Here is a 15,893-nt window from a genome sequence, read left to right on the forward strand (position 1 = left end):
CCGCCGGAGGGCGGCGACTCGCGCCGGGCCCACCCGAACGGGTGCCTCAGGGAACCGCCACGTGATGCTGGGCCCGGCTCACGTCGTAGACGCCCGGGACGTTGCGCATGGCCCGCATGAGGGCCGGAAGGTGCGCCGCGTCCGGGAGTTGGAGCGTGTACGTGTGGCGTACGCGCTGCTGGCTGGGGGGTTCGACGGTCGCCGAGACGATCGCGACGCCCTCCAGGGCGATGGCCTCGGTGAGGTCGGCCAGCAGATGGGGCCGCCCGAACGATTCGGCGACCAGGGTGACCCGGGCCTCGGTGGTGTCCCCCCAGTGCACGCCGATCTCCGCGCGCCCCGTGCTCTTCATGTGGGCCACCCCGGCGCACTCCACCCGGTGGACGGTCACCACTCCCCCGCGCACGGCGAAGCCGGTGACCTCGTCGGGCGGCACGGGCGTACAGCAGCCGGCGAGCCGTACGGTCGCGCCGGGCTGGTCGACGACGGCGGTCGCGGCGGGGTCGGCGGACTCGGCGCCGTCCTGGGCCGAGCGGGCGTCGACGGCCGCCCGGGCGGCCTCGGCGGTGGCCTCCTCGGCCTCCGAGGGGTCGCCGGAGGACCTCGGCGGCACGTCCGCCGGATCGTTGTGCGCCGGGTGGGCGGACAGCCAGCGCTGGATGGCGATCCTGGCGACGGGCGTGTGCGCGTGGTCCAGCCACTCCCTGGAGGGTTCGGAGGCCGGGTCCTGCCCCATGAGGAGCTGGACCGTGTCGCCGTCCCGCAGGACGGTGCTCAGCGTCGCCAGCCGGCCGTTGACCCGGGCGCCGATGCAGGCGTGCGCGTCCTCGCCGTACAGCGCGTACGCGGCGTCCACGCAACTCGCGCCCTCGGGCAGCCCCAGCGAACCCCCGTCGGCCCGGAAGACGGTGATCTCACGGTCCTGGGCGAGGTCCTCGCGCAGGGTCGACCAGAAGGTGTCGGGGTCGGGCGCTGCCTCCTGCCAGTCGAGGAGACGGGACAGCCAGCCGGGCCGGGTGGGGTCGATGCGCTCGCCGTCGGCGTCGAGGTCGGCGCGCGCGCCGTCGCCGTCGGTCTGCTCCTCCGAAGGAGGAGCGTAGGGATTGCCGAGCGCGATGACGCCCGCCTCGGCGGCCTTGTGCATCTGGTGGGTGCGGATGAGGACTTCGGCGACCTGACCGTCCGCGCGGGCGACGGCGGTGTGCAGCGACTGGTAGAGGTTGAACTTGGGGACGGCGATGAAGTCCTTGAACTCCGAGACGACGGGCGTCATACAGGTGTGCAGCTCGCCCAGTACGCCGTAGCAGTCGGCGTCCTCGTTGACGAGCACCAGGACCCGTCCGAAGTCGGAGCCGCGCAGCTGGCCGCGCTTGCGCGACGCGCGGTGCAGGGACACGAAGTGCCGTGGCCGGATGAGGACTTCGGCCTGGATACCCGAGTCGCGCAGTACCGCGCGTACCTCGTCGGCGATCTCGGCGAGCGGGTCGTCCGCGCGGGAGGCGTTGTCGACGATCAGCTCCCGGGTGTGCTGGTACTCCTCGGGGTGCAGGATCGCGAAGACCAGGTCTTCCAGTTCGGTCTTGAGCGCCTGGACGCCGAGCCGTTCGGCGAGCGGGATGAGTACGTCCCGGGTGACCTTGGCGATGCGTTCCTGCTTCTCGGGGCGCATGACGCCCAGGGTGCGCATGTTGTGCAGCCGGTCGGCGAGTTTGATCGACATCACGCGGACGTCGTTCCCGGTGGCGACCAGCATCTTGCGGAAGGTCTCGGGCTCGGCGGCGGCGCCGTAGTCGACCTTCTCCAGCTTCGTCACGCCGTCGACGATGAAGCGGACCTCGGCGCCGAACTCCTCGCCGACCTGATCGAGGGTCACATCCGTGTCCTCGACGGTGTCGTGGAGCAGAGACGCCGTCAAGGTCGTTGTCTCCGCGCCGAGTTCGGCGAGGATCAGGGTCACGGCGAGCGGGTGGGTGATGTACGGCTCGCCGCTCTTGCGCATCTGACCGCGGTGCGAGGACTCGGCCAGGACGTAGGCCCGGCGCAGCGGCTCCAGGTCGGCGTCGGGGTGGTGGGCCCGGTGCGCCTCGGCGACATGGCCGATGGCGTCGGGCAGGCGGTCGCGGGTCGCGGAGCCGAGGAAGGCCGCCCTGCCCAGTCGGCGCAGGTCGATCCTGGGGCGGGTCCGTCGGCGGGGCGACGCGGCCCCGTCCTGTTCCAGCGAGGCCGCGAGCTTGGGCGAGGACGTCACAGCACCTGGGCTCGCGGGATTCGTGGCCTCCGCACTCATGGGCACCTCCGGCTACCTGGACCGGCGGACGGGATGCCCCATGGCGGACGACGGCTCAGGGGATGGCGTTGTTCCCCCGTCCGGGCCGGTGCTTGATGCTACCGAGCCCACCACGCGCGACTGACCACCTCTCGTCGAGCGTGAAACGGATCACCCATTCGAGCGATGGCTCAGATGCCTGCGCCTCCGCGCCACCGAAGGCGGCACCAACCTCGGATTCGAGCCACGTCGGACCTCAGGGTCTTCACTTCCACAGACCAAGCGGCCCAAAGCCTGCGATATCAAGCAAAAGATCGCTTCAGCTGGCTGCGGATTCCAGCCACTCCGTGTCGATCTCCCCCTCGGCGACGATCACCGCGGGCCCCGTCATCTCGATCTCGCCGTCGGCCCTCTCGGTGATCACCAGGCGCCCGCCGGGCACATCGACGGTGTACGTCACCGGCGTCCCGGTCACGGCCGGGTCGGCGCCGTCGCGCCGGGCGGCGGCCACGGCGACGGCACACGCGCCCGTGCCGCACGAGCGGGTCTCACCGGACCCGCGCTCGTGCACGCGCAGCGCCACGTGCCGCGGGCCCCGGTCGACCACGAACTCGACGTTGACCCCGTCGGGGTAGACGGAGGCCGGGCTGACCGGCGGCGCGGCGAGGAGGTTCCCCGCGTGCCCGAGGTCGTCCACGAAGGCGACCGCGTGCGGGTTGCCCATGTTCACGTTCCGCGCGGGCCAGCTGCGCTCCTCGACCCGCACGGTGACCTCCCCTTCGGGGAGGAGTGCCTTGCCCATGCCGACGGTGACGTCGCCCTCCTTGGCGATGTGCACGCTCTTCACGCCTCCGCGCGTGGCGACCCTGAGGTCCCCTTCGGCCACGTGTCCGGCCCGCTGGAGGTAGCGCGCGAAGACCCGCACGCCGTTGCCGCACATCTCCGCGATCGAGCCGTCGGCGTTGCGGTAGTCCATGAACCACTCCGCCTCGGCCGCCATGCCCTTGGCCTCGGGGTGCGCGGCGGACCGCACGACGTGCAGCAGTCCGTCACCCCCGATGCCCGCCCGCCGGTCGCACAGAACAGCGACGGTGGCCGGAGGGAGATCGATGACGTTGTCGGCGTCGGGGACGATCACGAAGTCGTTCTCGGTCCCGTGCCCCTTGAGGAAGGCGATCCGCGTGCTCATTCCTCGATCGTACGGGGTGGGTACGACACGGTGAGCTGCCATTGGTTCGCAGGCCGTGCGGGGTGCACCCCGCACGTCCGGCGCCGACGCTAACGCAGTCGGGCGACTCTCCACACGGCGAGCCCGATGACCACGACCACCATCAGTACGTACGCCGGCACGATCCGCCAGTCCCGGCGGCCCTCACCGAGCCCAGGAGCCGTGTAGCCGACCCGGCGGGCGGCCATCATGCCCCAACCCGCCGCGCAGGAGCAGATGAGCAGCCCCAGCATGGCGATCACGGCTCCGCTGTCACCGAAGTCGAACGCCAGCGGGAAGGCGAACATCAGGGAACCGAGCGCCGCCAGGACCACGATCGGGGCGAGCTGCCAGATGCGCAGACGGCGCTGCGGCCGGAGCTCGACCTCGACCTCGGGTCCGAGGAACATCTCGTCCGGTTCGGGCCCGTCGGCGGTCACACCGCCCTGTGTCTCGTCGGGCCCGTCGGGGCTCAGACGATCCTCGTCCCGTTCCGTTTCGCCACCGTCACCTGTGGCGTGTCCCACGCCTTGTGCGGTGTCGCGAGGGCCGGCCTCCATCGCCACGCGCCCTCCCAACTCGGACTCCACTTGGTCGATCGAAGCTCGATGATGGCACGGCACCGGATGCCTGGATGACGGCCTGAGCGTCCCGATGCCATGACGTGATCAGGCTGTGACCGGTCGTTCGACCAACGCCAGTGCGAGGTGCGGAAGTTCTGTGAGATCCGCCGCAGCCCCACTCAACCAGTGCACCCGGGGATCGCGCCTGAACCACGAATCCTGACGGCGCGCGAAGCGCTTGGTGGCGCGCACGGTCTCGGCACGCGCGTCGTCCTCACCGCACTCCCCGGCGAGCGCCGCGAGCACCTGCTGGTAGCCCAGCGCGCGTGATGCCGTGAGCCCCTCGCGCAGGCCGTGCGCCTCCAGCGCGCGCACCTCGTCCACGAGCCCCGCCGCCCACATCCGGTCGACCCGGCGGGCGATGCGCTCGTCCAGCTCGGGGCGGGACACGTCGACGCCGATCTGCACGGTGTCGTACACGGAGTCGTGGCCGGGCAGGTTGGCGGTGAAGGGCTTGCCGGTGATCTCGATGACCTCAAGGGCGCGGACGATACGGCGACCGTTGCTGGGCAGGATCGCCTGGGCGGCCTCGGGGTCGGCGGCGGCCAGCCGGGCGTGCAGGGCCCCGGAGCCGCGCAGGGCGAGCTCCTCCTCCAGCCGGGCCCTGACCTCGGGATCGGTGCCGGGGAACTCCATTTTGTCGACGGCTCCCCGGACGTACAGACCGGAGCCGCCGACCAGGACGGGCCAGCGTCCCTCGGCGAGCAGCGCGTCGATCCGTTCGCGGGCGAGGCGCTGGTACTCGGCGACGCTCGCCGCGACGGTCACGTCCCAGATGTCCAGGAGGTGGTGCGGGACTCCGCCGCGCTCCCCGGGCGTCAACTTGGCGGTGCCGATGTCCATCCCCCGGTAGAGCTGCATCGAGTCGGCGTTGACGACCTCGCCGCCGAGACGCTGGGCGAGAAAGACGCCCAGATCGGACTTTCCGGCCGCAGTGGGGCCGACGACGGCGATGACTCGTGGGGTGGGGGCTGCGCTGCTCACCGCCACAGTCTCGCAAACCTCGGGCCCCTCCCCGAACGAGCGACGTGACGGCGGGGATCCGGGGTCGTTGCCAGTTGCGAGGTTCGCGCCGCCGGATTCGGGAGGCGGTGACGGGGGCGACGCAAACGGACGCACCGGGCGACGCGGGATTTCGCCCGCACGAGTAACGTATGGAGTGGATATGGGCGTTTTTGCACGGCTTCTCGGACGGTCGAAGACCACGGAGGAGGCGTCGACCGCCGACGAGCAGGCCGTCGCCGTGACGGACGAGCCGACGGCGGAGGAGACGGAAGCGGTGAAGGGATCGCCCGAGGCCGACAGCGGGGCCGAGACGGACATCACGGCGGAGAAGACGGAGGCCGTGACCGTCTCCGCCACCGAGGGCGTCGAGATCCCCAAGCAGCAGTCCGCCGAGGAGGCCGCCGACAGCGGGGCCGGTGAGGGCGCCCGCAGGTAACCGCCCGCGAGGGAAGGCGAAAAATGGGTCTGCTGGACAATTTGAAGGCAAAGCTCGCCCCGGCCAAGGAGAAGGTCGCGGACTTCGCACACCAGCACGAGGACCAGATCGAGCGGGGTCTCGACAAGGCCGCGAAGGTGGTCGACGAGAAGACCCGGGGCAAGTACAGCGACAAGATCCATACGGGCACCGGCAAGGCGAAGGGCGCCGTGGACCGACTCGCGCACAAGGACGGTGGCACCCCGGACGACACGTTCACGCCACCGCCGGACACGCCGCCACCGGCTTCCTGACCGGCGCGCGCATCGGCACGACACATCGGCGGACGGCCGTGGAGCCCACGCTCCCGGCCGTCCGCCGTGCCACGGCGACAAGAGCAGGAACAGGAACGGCTACGGCTACGGCTACGGCTACGACCAGGCCGCGACCACGTACCCCACGCCGTACGGCGCGTCGTCGTACAGCGGTGTGCCCGCGAGGCCGGCGTTCTCGGCCGCGCCCGCCAGGACCTGCCAGGGCGCCCGGCCCGAGACCTTCAGTTCGTACGCCAGGTCCGCGTCCAGCGCCTTGAGCGCCGCCACGTCCGCCGTCCCGAGCGCCCGTGCGACGTCCGCGTCGAACCCAGGCGCCCGGTCGTCGAGGTATCCGGGCGCCTTGAGCGTGCGGCACGCGCTGGCGTCGCCCATCACCAGCAGCGCCACCCTCTCCGGCCGCCCGCCGATGTCCCTCCCGGCCTCGATGCACCGCTCGGCCGCCAGCGGCTCCCCCACGCCCAGGCCTTCCACGGGCGCCTGGGACCAGCCGGTCCGCTCCAGCAGCCAGGCGGCGACGGCGAGCGCCGCCGGCAGCTCCCGTCCCGGCGCTGCCGGTCCGGCGTTCCCGGCACCCAGGTGTACGTCGAGGTCCACCCCGAAGCCGCGGAACGAGCCCCGCGTGCCCTCCGGGTGCGGTCCGCGCCCGCCCTCCTCGGCGGGCCCGACGACCACCAGACGGTCGGGACGGGAGGCCGCGAGCACGCCCAGCGCGTCCGTGCAGGCGGCGCGCGCGGCGTCCAGCTCGGGTGCGGCGCCCGCGGCGACCTCGGGCACGAGGAGCGGCGGACAGGGGCAGACGGCGGCGGCGACAAGCATGATCGGCAGGGTAACCCCGGAGGACGACGGTGTGTCAGTCCTCGATGAGCACGTCGGTCAGGTCGATGACCGTGAGGAGGAGCACGACCAGCTTGCCGTCGCTGATCACGTACTCGATGAAGAGGTTGCGGGAGAGCGCGATCTCACGCGTCGTCTCGTCACCGCGGACGGAGTGGGAGAGCTTGTGCCGCGGGTCGGTCACCAGTATGGCCAGGCCCCGCTCCAGCACGTCACGCCGGTCGGTGGACAGGCTGTCGCGTACCTGGGCGGCCTCTTCGGTGAACGCGACTCTGTACGGCAACATGTGATGCTCCTTTCCACCCGCTTTCCACCCGCATTGTGGCAGGACGTCAGTCGCAGCCGCAGCCGCTCCCCGCAGCCGCCGGCAGCGGAGCAGGCGCCCCGATTCCCGGCAGGCCCAGCATCACGCCCGCCGGCTTCGCGGCCTCCGCGGTGTTGCGCTTCTCCCAGGCGTCACCCGCGCGCGTGGGACGCACGCTCAGGGCGGCGCCCTCGGCGAGGAGGTGGTGCGGGGCGGCGTACGTGATCTCGACCGTGACCACGTCCCCGGGGCGCACCACGGTGTCCGGTTTGGTGAAGTGGACCAGCCGGTTGTCGGGGGCGCGGCCGGAGAGGCGGTGGGTGGCGCCGTCCTTGCGGCCCTCGCCCTCGGCGACCATCAGCTCCAGGGTGCGGCCGATCTGCTTCTTGTTCTCGTCCCAGGAGATCTCCTCCTGGAGGGCGGCGAGACGCAGGTAACGCTCCTGGACGACCTCCTTGGGGATCTGGTTCTCCATCGTGGCGGCAGGGGTACCGGGCCGCTTCGAGTACTGGAAGGTGAACGCCTGCGCGAACCGCGCCTCGCGCACCGCGTGCATCGTCTGCTCGAAGTCCTCCTCGGTCTCCCCGGGGAAGCCCACGATGATGTCGGAGGTGATCGCCGCGTGCGGGATGGCGGCCCGCACCTTCTCGATGATCCCCAGGTAGCGCTCCTGGCGGTACGAGCGGCGCATGGCCTTCAGGATCGTGTCCGAGCCGGACTGCATGGGCATGTGGAGCTGCGGCATCACGTTCGGTGTCTCGGCCATCGCGGCGATGACGTCGTCGGTGAAGTCGCGCGGGTGCGGGGAGGTGAAGCGGACGCGCTCCAGGCCGTCGATCCTCCCGCAGGCCCGCAGCAGCTTGCTGAAGGCCTCGCGGTCACCGATGTCGGAGCCGTACGCGTTGACGTTCTGGCCGAGCAGGGTGATCTCGGAGACGCCCTCGCCGACCAGCGCCTCGATCTCGGCGAGGATGTCGCCGGTGCGGCGGTCCTTCTCCTTGCCGCGCAGGGCCGGGACGATGCAGAAGGTGCACGTGTTGTTGCAGCCGACGGAGATCGACACCCAGGCCGCGTACGCGCTCTCGCGCCGTGTGGGCAGCGTGGACGGGAACGCCTCCAGCGACTCGGCGATCTCGACCTGCGCCTCCTCCTGCACGCGCGCGCGTTCGAGCAGGACGGGCAGCTTGCCGATGTTGTGCGTACCGAAGACGACGTCCACCCAGGGCGCGCGCTTCACGATGGTGTCGCGGTCCTTCTGCGCGAGGCAGCCGCCCACGGCGATCTGCATCCCGGGACGCTTCGTCTTCATCGGGGCGAGTCGGCCGAGGTTGCCGTACAGCTTGTTGTCGGCGTTCTCGCGCACGGCGCAGGTGTTGAAGACGACGACGTCCGCGTCACCGTCCGCTTCCTTGGGCGCGCGCACATAACCGGCGTCTTCCAGCAGTCCGGACAATCGCTCGGAATCGTGGACGTTCATCTGGCACCCGTAGGTGCGCACTTCGTATGTCTTGACGTCCACGGCCTGGATCCGGTCACTGCTGCTCATGCGACAAGGGTAGGCGGTGCGTGGAGCAGGGCCGTACGGGTTACCGCCCGGCCGCGTTCCGGCCCTGGCGGCGCGGTGGATCTCCGCGATCACCTCGTGAGGCCGGCCCCGTGCACCAGAGCCGTGCCGTACGCGACGTGAACGACGTCGGCCGGCTCGTGCGCCACGCGGTTCGGCGAGACCTCGCATGAACCTGGCGATGTCGCGGCGGCTCTCCGGGTGCCGATCCGATCGTCGCACCGCAGCCCTCCCCTCGCCCGCCCCCTTCCCTCCCTTCCTCCCCTGGCCAGCACCGGGGCCGTACTGGCAGGATCTCGCGCATGCGCAAGGTGCTCCCCCGGATCCGCAGGCGACAGGCCCTCATGGGGTCGGCCGCCGCCTTCGTGGTTTTCGGGCTGCTGCTGTGGTGGCTTGTCCCCCTGGACGAGGACCCTCCGGCCGGGACGATCACGTTCAGCACCGGGTCCCCCGCCGGCGTCTACCAGCAGTACGGCTCGGGGCTCAGGACGGCCTTCGCCAAGGACATGCCGAACCTGGATGTAAAGCTGATGAACAGCCAGGGATCGCAGGCGAACGTCGAGCGCGTGGCCACCGGCGACGCCGACTTCACCATCGCGGCGGCCGACGCGGTGGAGACGTACAGACTGAGGAAGCTGCCGGGCGCCGACAAACTGCGCGGGGTCGCACGCCTGTACGACGACTATGTGCAACTGGTCGTGCCGCGCGACTCCAAGATCTCGACCGTCCAGGACCTGCGGGGCAAGCGGGTGGCCATCGGGCTGGAGAACTCCGGCGTACGGCTGATTGCGAACCGGGTGCTGGACGCCGCCGGTCTCGACCCGGGCAAGGACATCAAGCCCTTCGCCGACGGCATCGACACCGGGCCCGGGCGGCTCCGGAGGAACCAGATCGACGCCTTCTTCTGGTCGGGCGGGCTGCCCACGAACGGTCTGGTGCAGCTGGCCAAGAACTTCTCCTTCCGCTTCGTCCCGATCGACGCGGACCTGGTCGCCAAGCTGCACGAACAGGGCGGAGCCTCCCGCTACTACCGGGCCACCAACATGCCCGAGTCGGCCTACCCGTCCGTCCAGGACGGCTCGACCGTGGCGACGCTCGCGGTGTCCAACCTGCTCATGACACGCGCGGACGTGGACCCGAGGCTCACCGAGTGGCTGACCCGGTCGGTGATCAACAGCCGGGACCGCATCGGCGCCCACGTCCACTCGGCGCAGCTCGTGGACCTGCGGACCGCCATCTACACCGACCCGTTGACGCTGCACGAGGGCGCCCGGCGCTACTACCGCTCGGTCAAGCCGTAGGGCTTGTCCCGGCGCGGGCCGGGACCCTCAGGACGCCGGGCCCGACCTCGGCACCCGCACCGTCACCTTCAGGCCGTGCGGTTCGTGATGGTCGTACGAGATCGTGCCGCCGCCCGCCGCCAGCAGGATCCGGGAGATGGACAGGCCGAGGCCCGAACCCTTGACGTTCTGATGCCGGCCGCTGCGCCAGAACCGGTCGCCGATACGGACGAGTTCGTCGTCGGTGATGCCCGGGCCGCCGTCGGTGACCACGACCGTCGAGGTCTCGCCGTTCGACGCGACCGACACCTGCACGCACTCGTCCGCCGGGGTGAACTTCACCGCGTTGTCGATCACCGCGTCCAGGGCGCTGGACAGCGTGACCGGGTCCGCCCACGCGGTCGTGGCCGGGCAGTCGCCGACCAGGCGTACGCCCTTGGCCTCGGCGAGCGGCGTCCAGGCGGCGACGCGCTCGGCCGTCAGCGCGCCGATGTCGGTGAGTGCGAGGTCCGCCTCGGCGTGCTCGGCGAGCGCCAGGTCGAGGAGGTCGTCCAGAACCTCGGCCAGGCGTTTGCCCTCGGTCTGCACCGAGGCGATCTCCTCGTTCCCCTCGGGCAGTTCGAGCGCGAGCAGTTCGATACGCAGCAGCAGCGCCGAGAGCGGGTTGCGCAGCTGGTGCGAGGCGTCGGCGACGAAGGCGCGCTGCTGCTCCAGCACGTCCTCGACGTTGTCCGCCATCTCGTTGAACGACCGGGCCAGCCGCCTGAGTTCCGGCGGGCCACCGGCCACCGCGACCCGGGACTTCAGACTGCCGGTCGCGATGCGGTGCGTGGTGGCGTCGAGGACGCGTACGGGCCTGAGCACCCAGCCGGTGAGGCGCAGCGCCGCGCCCACCGCGAGCAGCATCGCGGCGATCTCGCCGGCGCCGATGACGATCCAGCCGTGCAGTGTCCGCGAACGCATCTGCCCGGTGGGCGAGTCGGTGACCACGACGGCCACGACATCGCCGTCCCGGATCACCGGCGACGCGACGACGAGCCGGTGCTCCTGCCAGGGCCAGACCTGTTGCGGATCGTGGCTGCGCCGGGACAGGAGCGCTTCGGCGAACGCTTCACGCACCTCGCCCGTTTCCGGCAGGTACCAGTCGGTCGGCGCGTTGGCCATGGGCACGCCGTTGCGGTAAAAGACGCCGGAACGGATGCCGTAGACGTCGTAGTAGCTCTCCAGCTCCCGTTGGAGGGTCTCGCCGCGCTCGTCGGTGTCCGCGTCCTTGACCCGGGACCCGGTGGGCCGGTCGGTGACGAACTGGGCGAGCGCGGCGAACCGCGCGGTGTCGTCGATCCGGTCGACGACGACCGTCTGCTGCTGGGCCGCTGCCACGCTGATGGCGAGCGGGATGCCGAGCGCGAGCAGGACGGCCGCCATCAGGACGATGAGCAGGGGAAGGAGACGTGTGCGCACCCGTCCCCGCTACTTCGTCGGGGCGACGAGCCGATAGCCCACGCCGCGGACGGTCTCGATCAGCGCCGGCATGCTCAACTTGGCGCGCAGGGACGCGACATGCACCTCCAGGGTGCGGCCGGTCCCCTCCCAGCTGGTGCGCCAGACCTCGCTGATGATCTGTTCTCGGCGGAACACCACTCCGGGACGCTGAGCGAGGAGGGCGAGCAGATCGAACTCCTTGCGGGTCAGCTGGACGACGGAACTGTCCACGAGAACCTGCCGGGTGGACAGTTCGATCCGCAGCGAGCCCAGGAGCAGCGCGTTGTCACCGGCCTCGGCGGCGTCCTCGTGGACGCTGCGCCGGCTGACGGCGTGGATCCGGGCGAGCAACTCCCCGGTGTCGTACGGCTTCACGACGTAGTCGTCGGCGCCGAGGTTGAGGCCGTGGATGCGGGAGCGGATGTCGGAGCGCGCGGTGACCATGATCACGGGGGTGTTGGTGCGCTTGCGGATCTTGCCGCACACCTCGTACCCGTCCTGGTCGGGCAGGCCCAGGTCGAGCAGCACCACACCGAAGCCGTTGCCTTCCGGAACGAGCGCCCGGAGGGCCTCCTCCCCGCTGCGCGCGTGCGTGACGTCGAAACCGTGCCGGGCCAGGACCGCGGAGAGCGCGGCGGCGACATGGTTGTCGTCCTCGACGAGGAGCAGTCTCATCGCGACCCCTTCGGTTCATGTGCTTCGGTTCACGGACTTCGGTTCATGGGCTGCGGTGCACGTGCTTCGGTTCGCCGGCCGTGCCGTTTCGACTTGTACACCACATGCGGTGCCCCAGCGGAGTACACCATGTGGACACACGCACGCGTGTGCCTGGTTCCGGCTGCGGACCGCTTCCGTTATCCGTCCGGTACACCTCTTTCGGGGGGCGCTACAAAGCGTGTTGACCTGACATCGGATCGTTATCCTCAAGTTCCGCTCAGATGTGCTGACGCTGGTCTCACAGGGTCACTACTGTCCTCCGAAACCGAGGTGGACGGAGCCAGTAAGCGATGACCGAAGTATCGGTGGCCAAGGACGACGTGCCCGTGACCGGCGATCTGGTCGTCCTGAAGAGCGTCAACAAGCACTTTGGCGCGTTGCATGTTCTCCAGGACATCGACCTGACCATCACCCGCGGCGAGGTGGTCGTGGTGATCGGACCCTCCGGGTCCGGAAAGTCCACCCTGTGCCGCGCCATCAACCGCCTGGAGACCATCGACTCGGGAGACATCTCGATCGACGGCAAGCCGCTGCCCCAGGAGGGCAAGGCGCTGGCCCGGCTGCGGGCCGACGTCGGCATGGTGTTCCAGTCCTTCAACCTGTTCGCGCACAAGACGGTGCTCGAGAACGTGATGCTGGGCCAGATCAAGGTCCGCAAGGCGGACAAGAACGCGGCCGAGGAGAAGGCCCGCGCCCTGCTCGACCGGGTGGGCGTGGCCACACAGGCGGACAAGTACCCCGCACAGCTCTCCGGCGGCCAGCAGCAGCGTGTCGCCATCGCGCGAGCCCTGGCCATGGACCCCAAGGTCATGCTCTTCGACGAGCCGACCTCGGCGCTCGACCCCGAGATGATCAACGAGGTCCTGGAGGTCATGCAGCAGCTCGCCCGCGAGGGCATGACCATGATCGTCGTCACCCACGAGATGGGGTTCGCCCGTTCGGCCGCCAACCGGGTGGTGTTCATGGCGGACGGCCGCATCGTCGAAGAGGCTGTGCCGGACCAGTTCTTCAGCAACCCTCGCAGCGACCGCGCGAAGGACTTCCTGTCCAAGATCCTGCACCACTGACGACCTGCGCGTTTCCAACAAACTTCGTCCGTCAGGCCCGCACGGCACCGACGGCCCGCGTCTCTCCCTCAGTCAAAGGATGTTCACCATGAAGCTCCGCAAGGTCACCGCCGCGACCGCCGCAGCCCTTGTCCTCGCCCTCACCGCGACGGCCTGTGGCGGCGACGACGACAAGAGCGACACCGGCTCCGGCGGCGGCGACAAGATCAAGGTCGGCATCAAGTTCGACCAGCCCGGCATCGGCCTGAAGGAGCCCGACGGCTCCTTCGCCGGCTTCGACGTGGACGTGGCGACGTACGTCGCCAAGCAGCTCGGCTACGAGCCCGACCAGATCGAGTGGGTCGAGACCAAGAGCGCCGACCGCGAGACCGCCCTCGCCCGTGGCGACGTGAAGTTCATCGCGGCCTCGTACTCGATCAACGACAAGCGCAAGGCGAAGGTCGACTTCGCCGGCCCCTACCTGCTCGCCCACCAGGACCTGCTCGTCAAGGCGGACTCCGACATCGCCAAGGGCACGGACCTCAACGGCAAGAACCTCTGCTCCGTCACCGGCTCCACCTCGGCGCAGAACGTCAAGGACACGATCGCCCCGAAGGCCAACCTGCGTGAGAACTCGGGCTACTCGGAGTGCATCGCCGCCCTGCAGAGCGGTGCCGTCGACGCGGTGACCACGGACGACTCGATCCTCGCGGGCTTCGCCGCCCAGGACAAGTACAAGGGTCAGTTCAAGCTGGCGGGCCTCAAGCTGAGCAACGAGAACTACGGCATCGGCGTCAAGAAGGGCGACACCACGACCGTGGACAAGATCAACACCGCGCTGGAGAAGATGGTCAGCGACGGCGCCTGGGAGACCGCGGTCAAGGACAACTTCGGTCCGGCCGGCTACAAGAACGAGCCGGCTCCGAAGATCGGCACCATCGTCAGCTAGCACGGAGTTCCGCAGGTGCGCCGCCGCCCACCGCGATCAGGGCAGCGGCGCACCGCGTCTGCCACGTACATCACGTACGCCACATACGCCTCACACCCGGAAGCGCGGGGATCGTGTTCGACTTTCTTGATGGTTACGACGTCCTCGGGGCGTTCTGGATGACGGTGAAACTCACCGCCCTCTCCGCCCTCGGCTCCCTGGTCTGGGGCACACTGCTGGCCGGCATGCGGGTCAGCCCGGTCCCGCTCATGCGCGGGTTCGGCACCGCCTACGTGAACATCGTCCGCAACATCCCGCTGACGGTCATCATCGTCTTCACCTCACTCGGCCTCGCCGACATCTTCGGCGTGACGATGGGCGCATCCGACGACTTCCCGCTCCAGGGCTTCCGGCTGGCGGTGCTCGGGCTCACCGCCTACACCGCGGCCTTCGTCTGCGAGGCACTGCGCTCCGGGATCAACACCGTGCCCCCGGGGCAGGCCGAAGCGGCCCGCGCCATCGGGCTGAGCTTCAGCCAGGTGCTGGGTCTCGTCGTACTGCCGCAGGCGTTCCGGTCGGTCATCGGCCCGCTGGCCAACGTACTGATCGCGCTGACCAAGAACACCACCGTGGCCGCCGCGATCGGCGTGGCCGAGGCCGCGAGTCTGATGAAGACGATGATCGAGAACGAGGCTCAGTTGGTACTCATCGGCGCGGTCTTCGCCTTCGGGTTCGTGGTACTGACCCTGCCCACCGGGCTCGCCCTCGGCTGGCTGAGCAAGCGACTGGCGGTGAAGCGATGACCTCCGTCCTCTACGACGCGCCGGGCCCCCGCGCCAAACAGCGCAACGTGGTCCTCACGATCGTCTTCTTCGTCCTCCTCGCCCTGTTCCTCTGGTGGATCTGGCGGACGATGGACGACAAGGGCCAGCTGAAGTGGGCCCTGTGGGAGCCGTTCACCACGTCACAGGCCTGGACGACCTATCTGCTGCCCGGCCTCGCCAACACGATGAAGGCCGCGGCGCTCTCCATGGTGATCGCCCTTCCCCTGGGTGCGGTCCTGGGTATCGCGCGGATGTCCGACCACCGGTGGGTCCGGGTCCCCGCCGGTGTGGTGGTCGAGTTCTTCCGGTCGATTCCGGTGCTGCTGCTCATGCTGTTCGCCATGGAGTTCTACGTCAGGTCCACGGACGTCAGCAGCGAGTCCCGCCCCCTCTACGCGGTCGTCACCGGCCTGGTGCTCTACAACGCCTCGGTGCTCGCCGAGATCGTGCGGGCCGGCATCCTGTCCCTCCCCAGGGGACAGACGGAGGCCGCCCTCGCGATCGGTCTGCGCAAGGGCCAGACGATGACGAACGTCCTGCTCCCGCAGGCCGTCACGGCCATGCTGCCGGCGATCGTCAGCCAGCTCGTCGTCATCGTGAAGGACACCGCGCTGGGCGGCGTGATGCTCAACTTCACCGAGCTTCTCAACACGCGCAGCACGCTCGCGGCCAACTACGCCAACGTCGTCGCGAGCTTCATCGTGGTGGCGGCCATCTTCATCGTGATCAATTTCCTCATCACCAGCTTCGCGAGCTGGCTGGAGGGCAGGCTGCGCCGCGGCAAGAAGTCGACCGGTGTGGTGCTCGGACCGGCGACGGTGGCCGGCACGGAGGCGACCGGCGCGGGCGGTTCCATCTGACGGCCACTCAACTCGTATGACCTGCCCGGAGGCAGTGGTGTGACCGACACGGAGGCAGTGGCGCGTTCGCCACTGCCTCCGTCGTCTGCCGTCTTCGCCGGGCACACATGCCGTACCAGGGGAAACGCCGAGTGGGTCGGGGCGGGCGCCTGTGGTGCGTCCAGCTTGACCGGGTGGCGCGGAGTCTGTTGCATACGTTTTGT

16 protein-coding genes are annotated in these 15,893 nt (G+C 69.8%); 7 read left to right on the plus strand and 9 right to left on the minus strand.

From position 1 onward, the window contains the following. Nucleotides 1–46 precede the first annotated feature (46 nt). The 4 genes from OG595_RS09750 to miaA form a co-directional block, all read right to left on the minus strand. A complete protein-coding gene (locus tag OG595_RS09750) occupies nucleotides 47–2,287 on the minus strand; it encodes a RelA/SpoT family protein (protein WP_329270075.1) in 2,241 nt (746 codons plus the stop codon). Between the two features lie 298 nt (nucleotides 2,288–2,585). After that, on the minus strand, nucleotides 2,586–3,455 hold the full coding sequence (dapF, locus tag OG595_RS09755) for a diaminopimelate epimerase (protein ID WP_329270077.1): 870 nt from the start codon (nucleotides 3,453–3,455) through the stop codon (nucleotides 2,586–2,588). A gap of 89 nt (nucleotides 3,456–3,544) precedes the next feature. After that, nucleotides 3,545–4,033: a hypothetical protein gene (locus tag OG595_RS09760; RefSeq protein WP_329282765.1), complete on the minus strand. Its 489-nt coding sequence runs from the start codon at nucleotides 4,031–4,033 to the stop codon at nucleotides 3,545–3,547. 108 nt (nucleotides 4,034–4,141) lie between these two features. Then, complete coding sequence (gene miaA / locus OG595_RS09765) at nucleotides 4,142–5,080, minus strand: tRNA (adenosine(37)-N6)-dimethylallyltransferase MiaA (RefSeq protein WP_329270079.1); 939 nt, start codon at nucleotides 5,078–5,080, stop codon at nucleotides 4,142–4,144. Between the two features lie 181 nt (nucleotides 5,081–5,261). On the opposite strand from miaA, the gene OG595_RS09770 reads away from it, so the two are divergent. Both OG595_RS09770 and OG595_RS09775 read left to right on the plus strand, forming a co-directional pair. Beyond that, the gene (locus OG595_RS09770; protein WP_329270081.1) at nucleotides 5,262–5,537 is read left to right on the plus strand and encodes a hypothetical protein; all 276 of its coding nucleotides are present in this window, start codon (nucleotides 5,262–5,264) and stop codon (nucleotides 5,535–5,537) included. A gap of 23 nt (nucleotides 5,538–5,560) precedes the next feature. Further along, nucleotides 5,561–5,830 (plus strand): antitoxin, encoded by a 270-nt coding sequence (locus OG595_RS09775; protein ID WP_329270082.1) that lies wholly within the window; start codon nucleotides 5,561–5,563, stop codon nucleotides 5,828–5,830. Nucleotides 5,831–5,947: 117 nt separating this feature from the next. On the opposite strand, the gene OG595_RS09780 is transcribed toward OG595_RS09775, so the two are convergent. From OG595_RS09780 to miaB, 3 genes are read right to left on the minus strand one after another with little or no spacing between them, the layout of a single operon-like run. After that, nucleotides 5,948–6,667, minus strand: a complete 720-nt coding sequence (locus OG595_RS09780; RefSeq protein ID WP_329270085.1) for a class III extradiol dioxygenase subunit B-like domain-containing protein — start codon at nucleotides 6,665–6,667, stop codon at nucleotides 5,948–5,950. Nucleotides 6,668–6,701: 34 nt separating this feature from the next. Next, the gene (locus OG595_RS09785) at nucleotides 6,702–6,971 is read right to left on the minus strand and encodes a hypothetical protein (protein WP_327698090.1); all 270 of its coding nucleotides are present in this window, start codon (nucleotides 6,969–6,971) and stop codon (nucleotides 6,702–6,704) included. Nucleotides 6,972–7,017: 46 nt separating this feature from the next. Continuing rightward, complete coding sequence (gene miaB, locus OG595_RS09790) at nucleotides 7,018–8,535, minus strand: tRNA (N6-isopentenyl adenosine(37)-C2)-methylthiotransferase MiaB (RefSeq protein WP_329282767.1); 1,518 nt, start codon at nucleotides 8,533–8,535, stop codon at nucleotides 7,018–7,020. Nucleotides 8,536–8,855: 320 nt separating this feature from the next. On the opposite strand from miaB, the gene OG595_RS09795 reads away from it, so the two are divergent. Further along, nucleotides 8,856–9,854: a TAXI family TRAP transporter solute-binding subunit gene (locus OG595_RS09795; protein WP_329270088.1), complete on the plus strand. Its 999-nt coding sequence runs from the start codon at nucleotides 8,856–8,858 to the stop codon at nucleotides 9,852–9,854. 27 nt (nucleotides 9,855–9,881) lie between these two features. Here the strand turns inward: OG595_RS09795 and OG595_RS09800 are convergent, their stop codons facing one another. Beyond that, the gene (locus OG595_RS09800; protein ID WP_329270090.1) at nucleotides 9,882–11,294 is read right to left on the minus strand and encodes a sensor histidine kinase; all 1,413 of its coding nucleotides are present in this window, start codon (nucleotides 11,292–11,294) and stop codon (nucleotides 9,882–9,884) included. A 9-nt stretch (nucleotides 11,295–11,303) separates the two neighbouring features. Next, nucleotides 11,304–11,990, minus strand: coding sequence for a response regulator transcription factor (locus OG595_RS09805; protein ID WP_329270091.1), 687 nt, complete (start codon nucleotides 11,988–11,990; stop codon nucleotides 11,304–11,306). Nucleotides 11,991–12,322: 332 nt separating this feature from the next. Between OG595_RS09805 and OG595_RS09810 the strand changes: the two genes are divergently transcribed. From OG595_RS09810 to OG595_RS09825, 4 genes are all read left to right on the plus strand, one after another. Next, nucleotides 12,323–13,099, plus strand: a complete 777-nt coding sequence (locus OG595_RS09810) for an amino acid ABC transporter ATP-binding protein (RefSeq protein ID WP_329270093.1) — start codon at nucleotides 12,323–12,325, stop codon at nucleotides 13,097–13,099. A gap of 88 nt (nucleotides 13,100–13,187) precedes the next feature. Next, nucleotides 13,188–14,027, plus strand: a complete 840-nt coding sequence (locus OG595_RS09815; protein ID WP_329270097.1) for a glutamate ABC transporter substrate-binding protein — start codon at nucleotides 13,188–13,190, stop codon at nucleotides 14,025–14,027. Between the two features lie 158 nt (nucleotides 14,028–14,185). Next, on the plus strand, nucleotides 14,186–14,809 hold the full coding sequence (locus OG595_RS09820) for an amino acid ABC transporter permease (RefSeq protein WP_443073328.1): 624 nt from the start codon (nucleotides 14,186–14,188) through the stop codon (nucleotides 14,807–14,809). Then, a complete protein-coding gene (locus OG595_RS09825; protein WP_329270102.1) occupies nucleotides 14,806–15,690 on the plus strand; it encodes an amino acid ABC transporter permease in 885 nt (294 codons plus the stop codon). Before OG595_RS09820 ends, OG595_RS09825 begins: the two co-directional genes overlap by 4 nt. Nucleotides 15,691–15,893: the final 203 nt, after the last annotated feature.

The organism is Streptomyces sp. NBC_01451 (assembly GCF_036227485.1).
Lineage (GTDB): Bacteria > Actinomycetota > Actinomycetes > Streptomycetales > Streptomycetaceae > Streptomyces.

What these genes read in the sequence shown, in the direction of transcription:
- OG595_RS09770 (WP_329270081.1), top strand. Translation starts at nt 5,262, where the DNA reads ATGGGCGTTTTTGCACGGCTTCTCGGACGGTCGAAGACCACGGAGGAG.
- OG595_RS09820 (WP_443073328.1), top strand. Translation starts at nt 14,186, where the DNA reads ATGACGGTGAAACTCACCGCCCTCTCCGCCCTCGGCTCCCTGGTCTGG.
- OG595_RS09785 (WP_327698090.1), bottom strand. Translation starts at nt 6,971, where the DNA reads ATGTTGCCGTACAGAGTCGCGTTCACCGAAGAGGCCGCCCAGGTACGC.
- OG595_RS09805 (WP_329270091.1), bottom strand. Translation starts at nt 11,990, where the DNA reads ATGAGACTGCTCCTCGTCGAGGACGACAACCATGTCGCCGCCGCGCTC.
- dapF (WP_329270077.1), bottom strand. Translation starts at nt 3,455, where the DNA reads ATGAGCACGCGGATCGCCTTCCTCAAGGGGCACGGGACCGAGAACGAC.
- OG595_RS09795 (WP_329270088.1), top strand. Translation starts at nt 8,856, where the DNA reads ATGCGCAAGGTGCTCCCCCGGATCCGCAGGCGACAGGCCCTCATGGGG.
- OG595_RS09760 (WP_329282765.1), bottom strand. Translation starts at nt 4,033, where the DNA reads ATGGAGGCCGGCCCTCGCGACACCGCACAAGGCGTGGGACACGCCACA.
- miaB (WP_329282767.1), bottom strand. Translation starts at nt 8,535, where the DNA reads ATGAGCAGCAGTGACCGGATCCAGGCCGTGGACGTCAAGACATACGAA.
- OG595_RS09825 (WP_329270102.1), top strand. Translation starts at nt 14,806, where the DNA reads ATGACCTCCGTCCTCTACGACGCGCCGGGCCCCCGCGCCAAACAGCGC.
- OG595_RS09780 (WP_329270085.1), bottom strand. Translation starts at nt 6,667, where the DNA reads ATGCTTGTCGCCGCCGCCGTCTGCCCCTGTCCGCCGCTCCTCGTGCCC.
- OG595_RS09815 (WP_329270097.1), top strand. Translation starts at nt 13,188, where the DNA reads ATGAAGCTCCGCAAGGTCACCGCCGCGACCGCCGCAGCCCTTGTCCTC.
- OG595_RS09750 (WP_329270075.1), bottom strand. Translation starts at nt 2,287, where the DNA reads ATGAGTGCGGAGGCCACGAATCCCGCGAGCCCAGGTGCTGTGACGTCC.
- OG595_RS09810 (WP_329270093.1), top strand. Translation starts at nt 12,323, where the DNA reads ATGACCGAAGTATCGGTGGCCAAGGACGACGTGCCCGTGACCGGCGAT.
- OG595_RS09775 (WP_329270082.1), top strand. Translation starts at nt 5,561, where the DNA reads ATGGGTCTGCTGGACAATTTGAAGGCAAAGCTCGCCCCGGCCAAGGAG.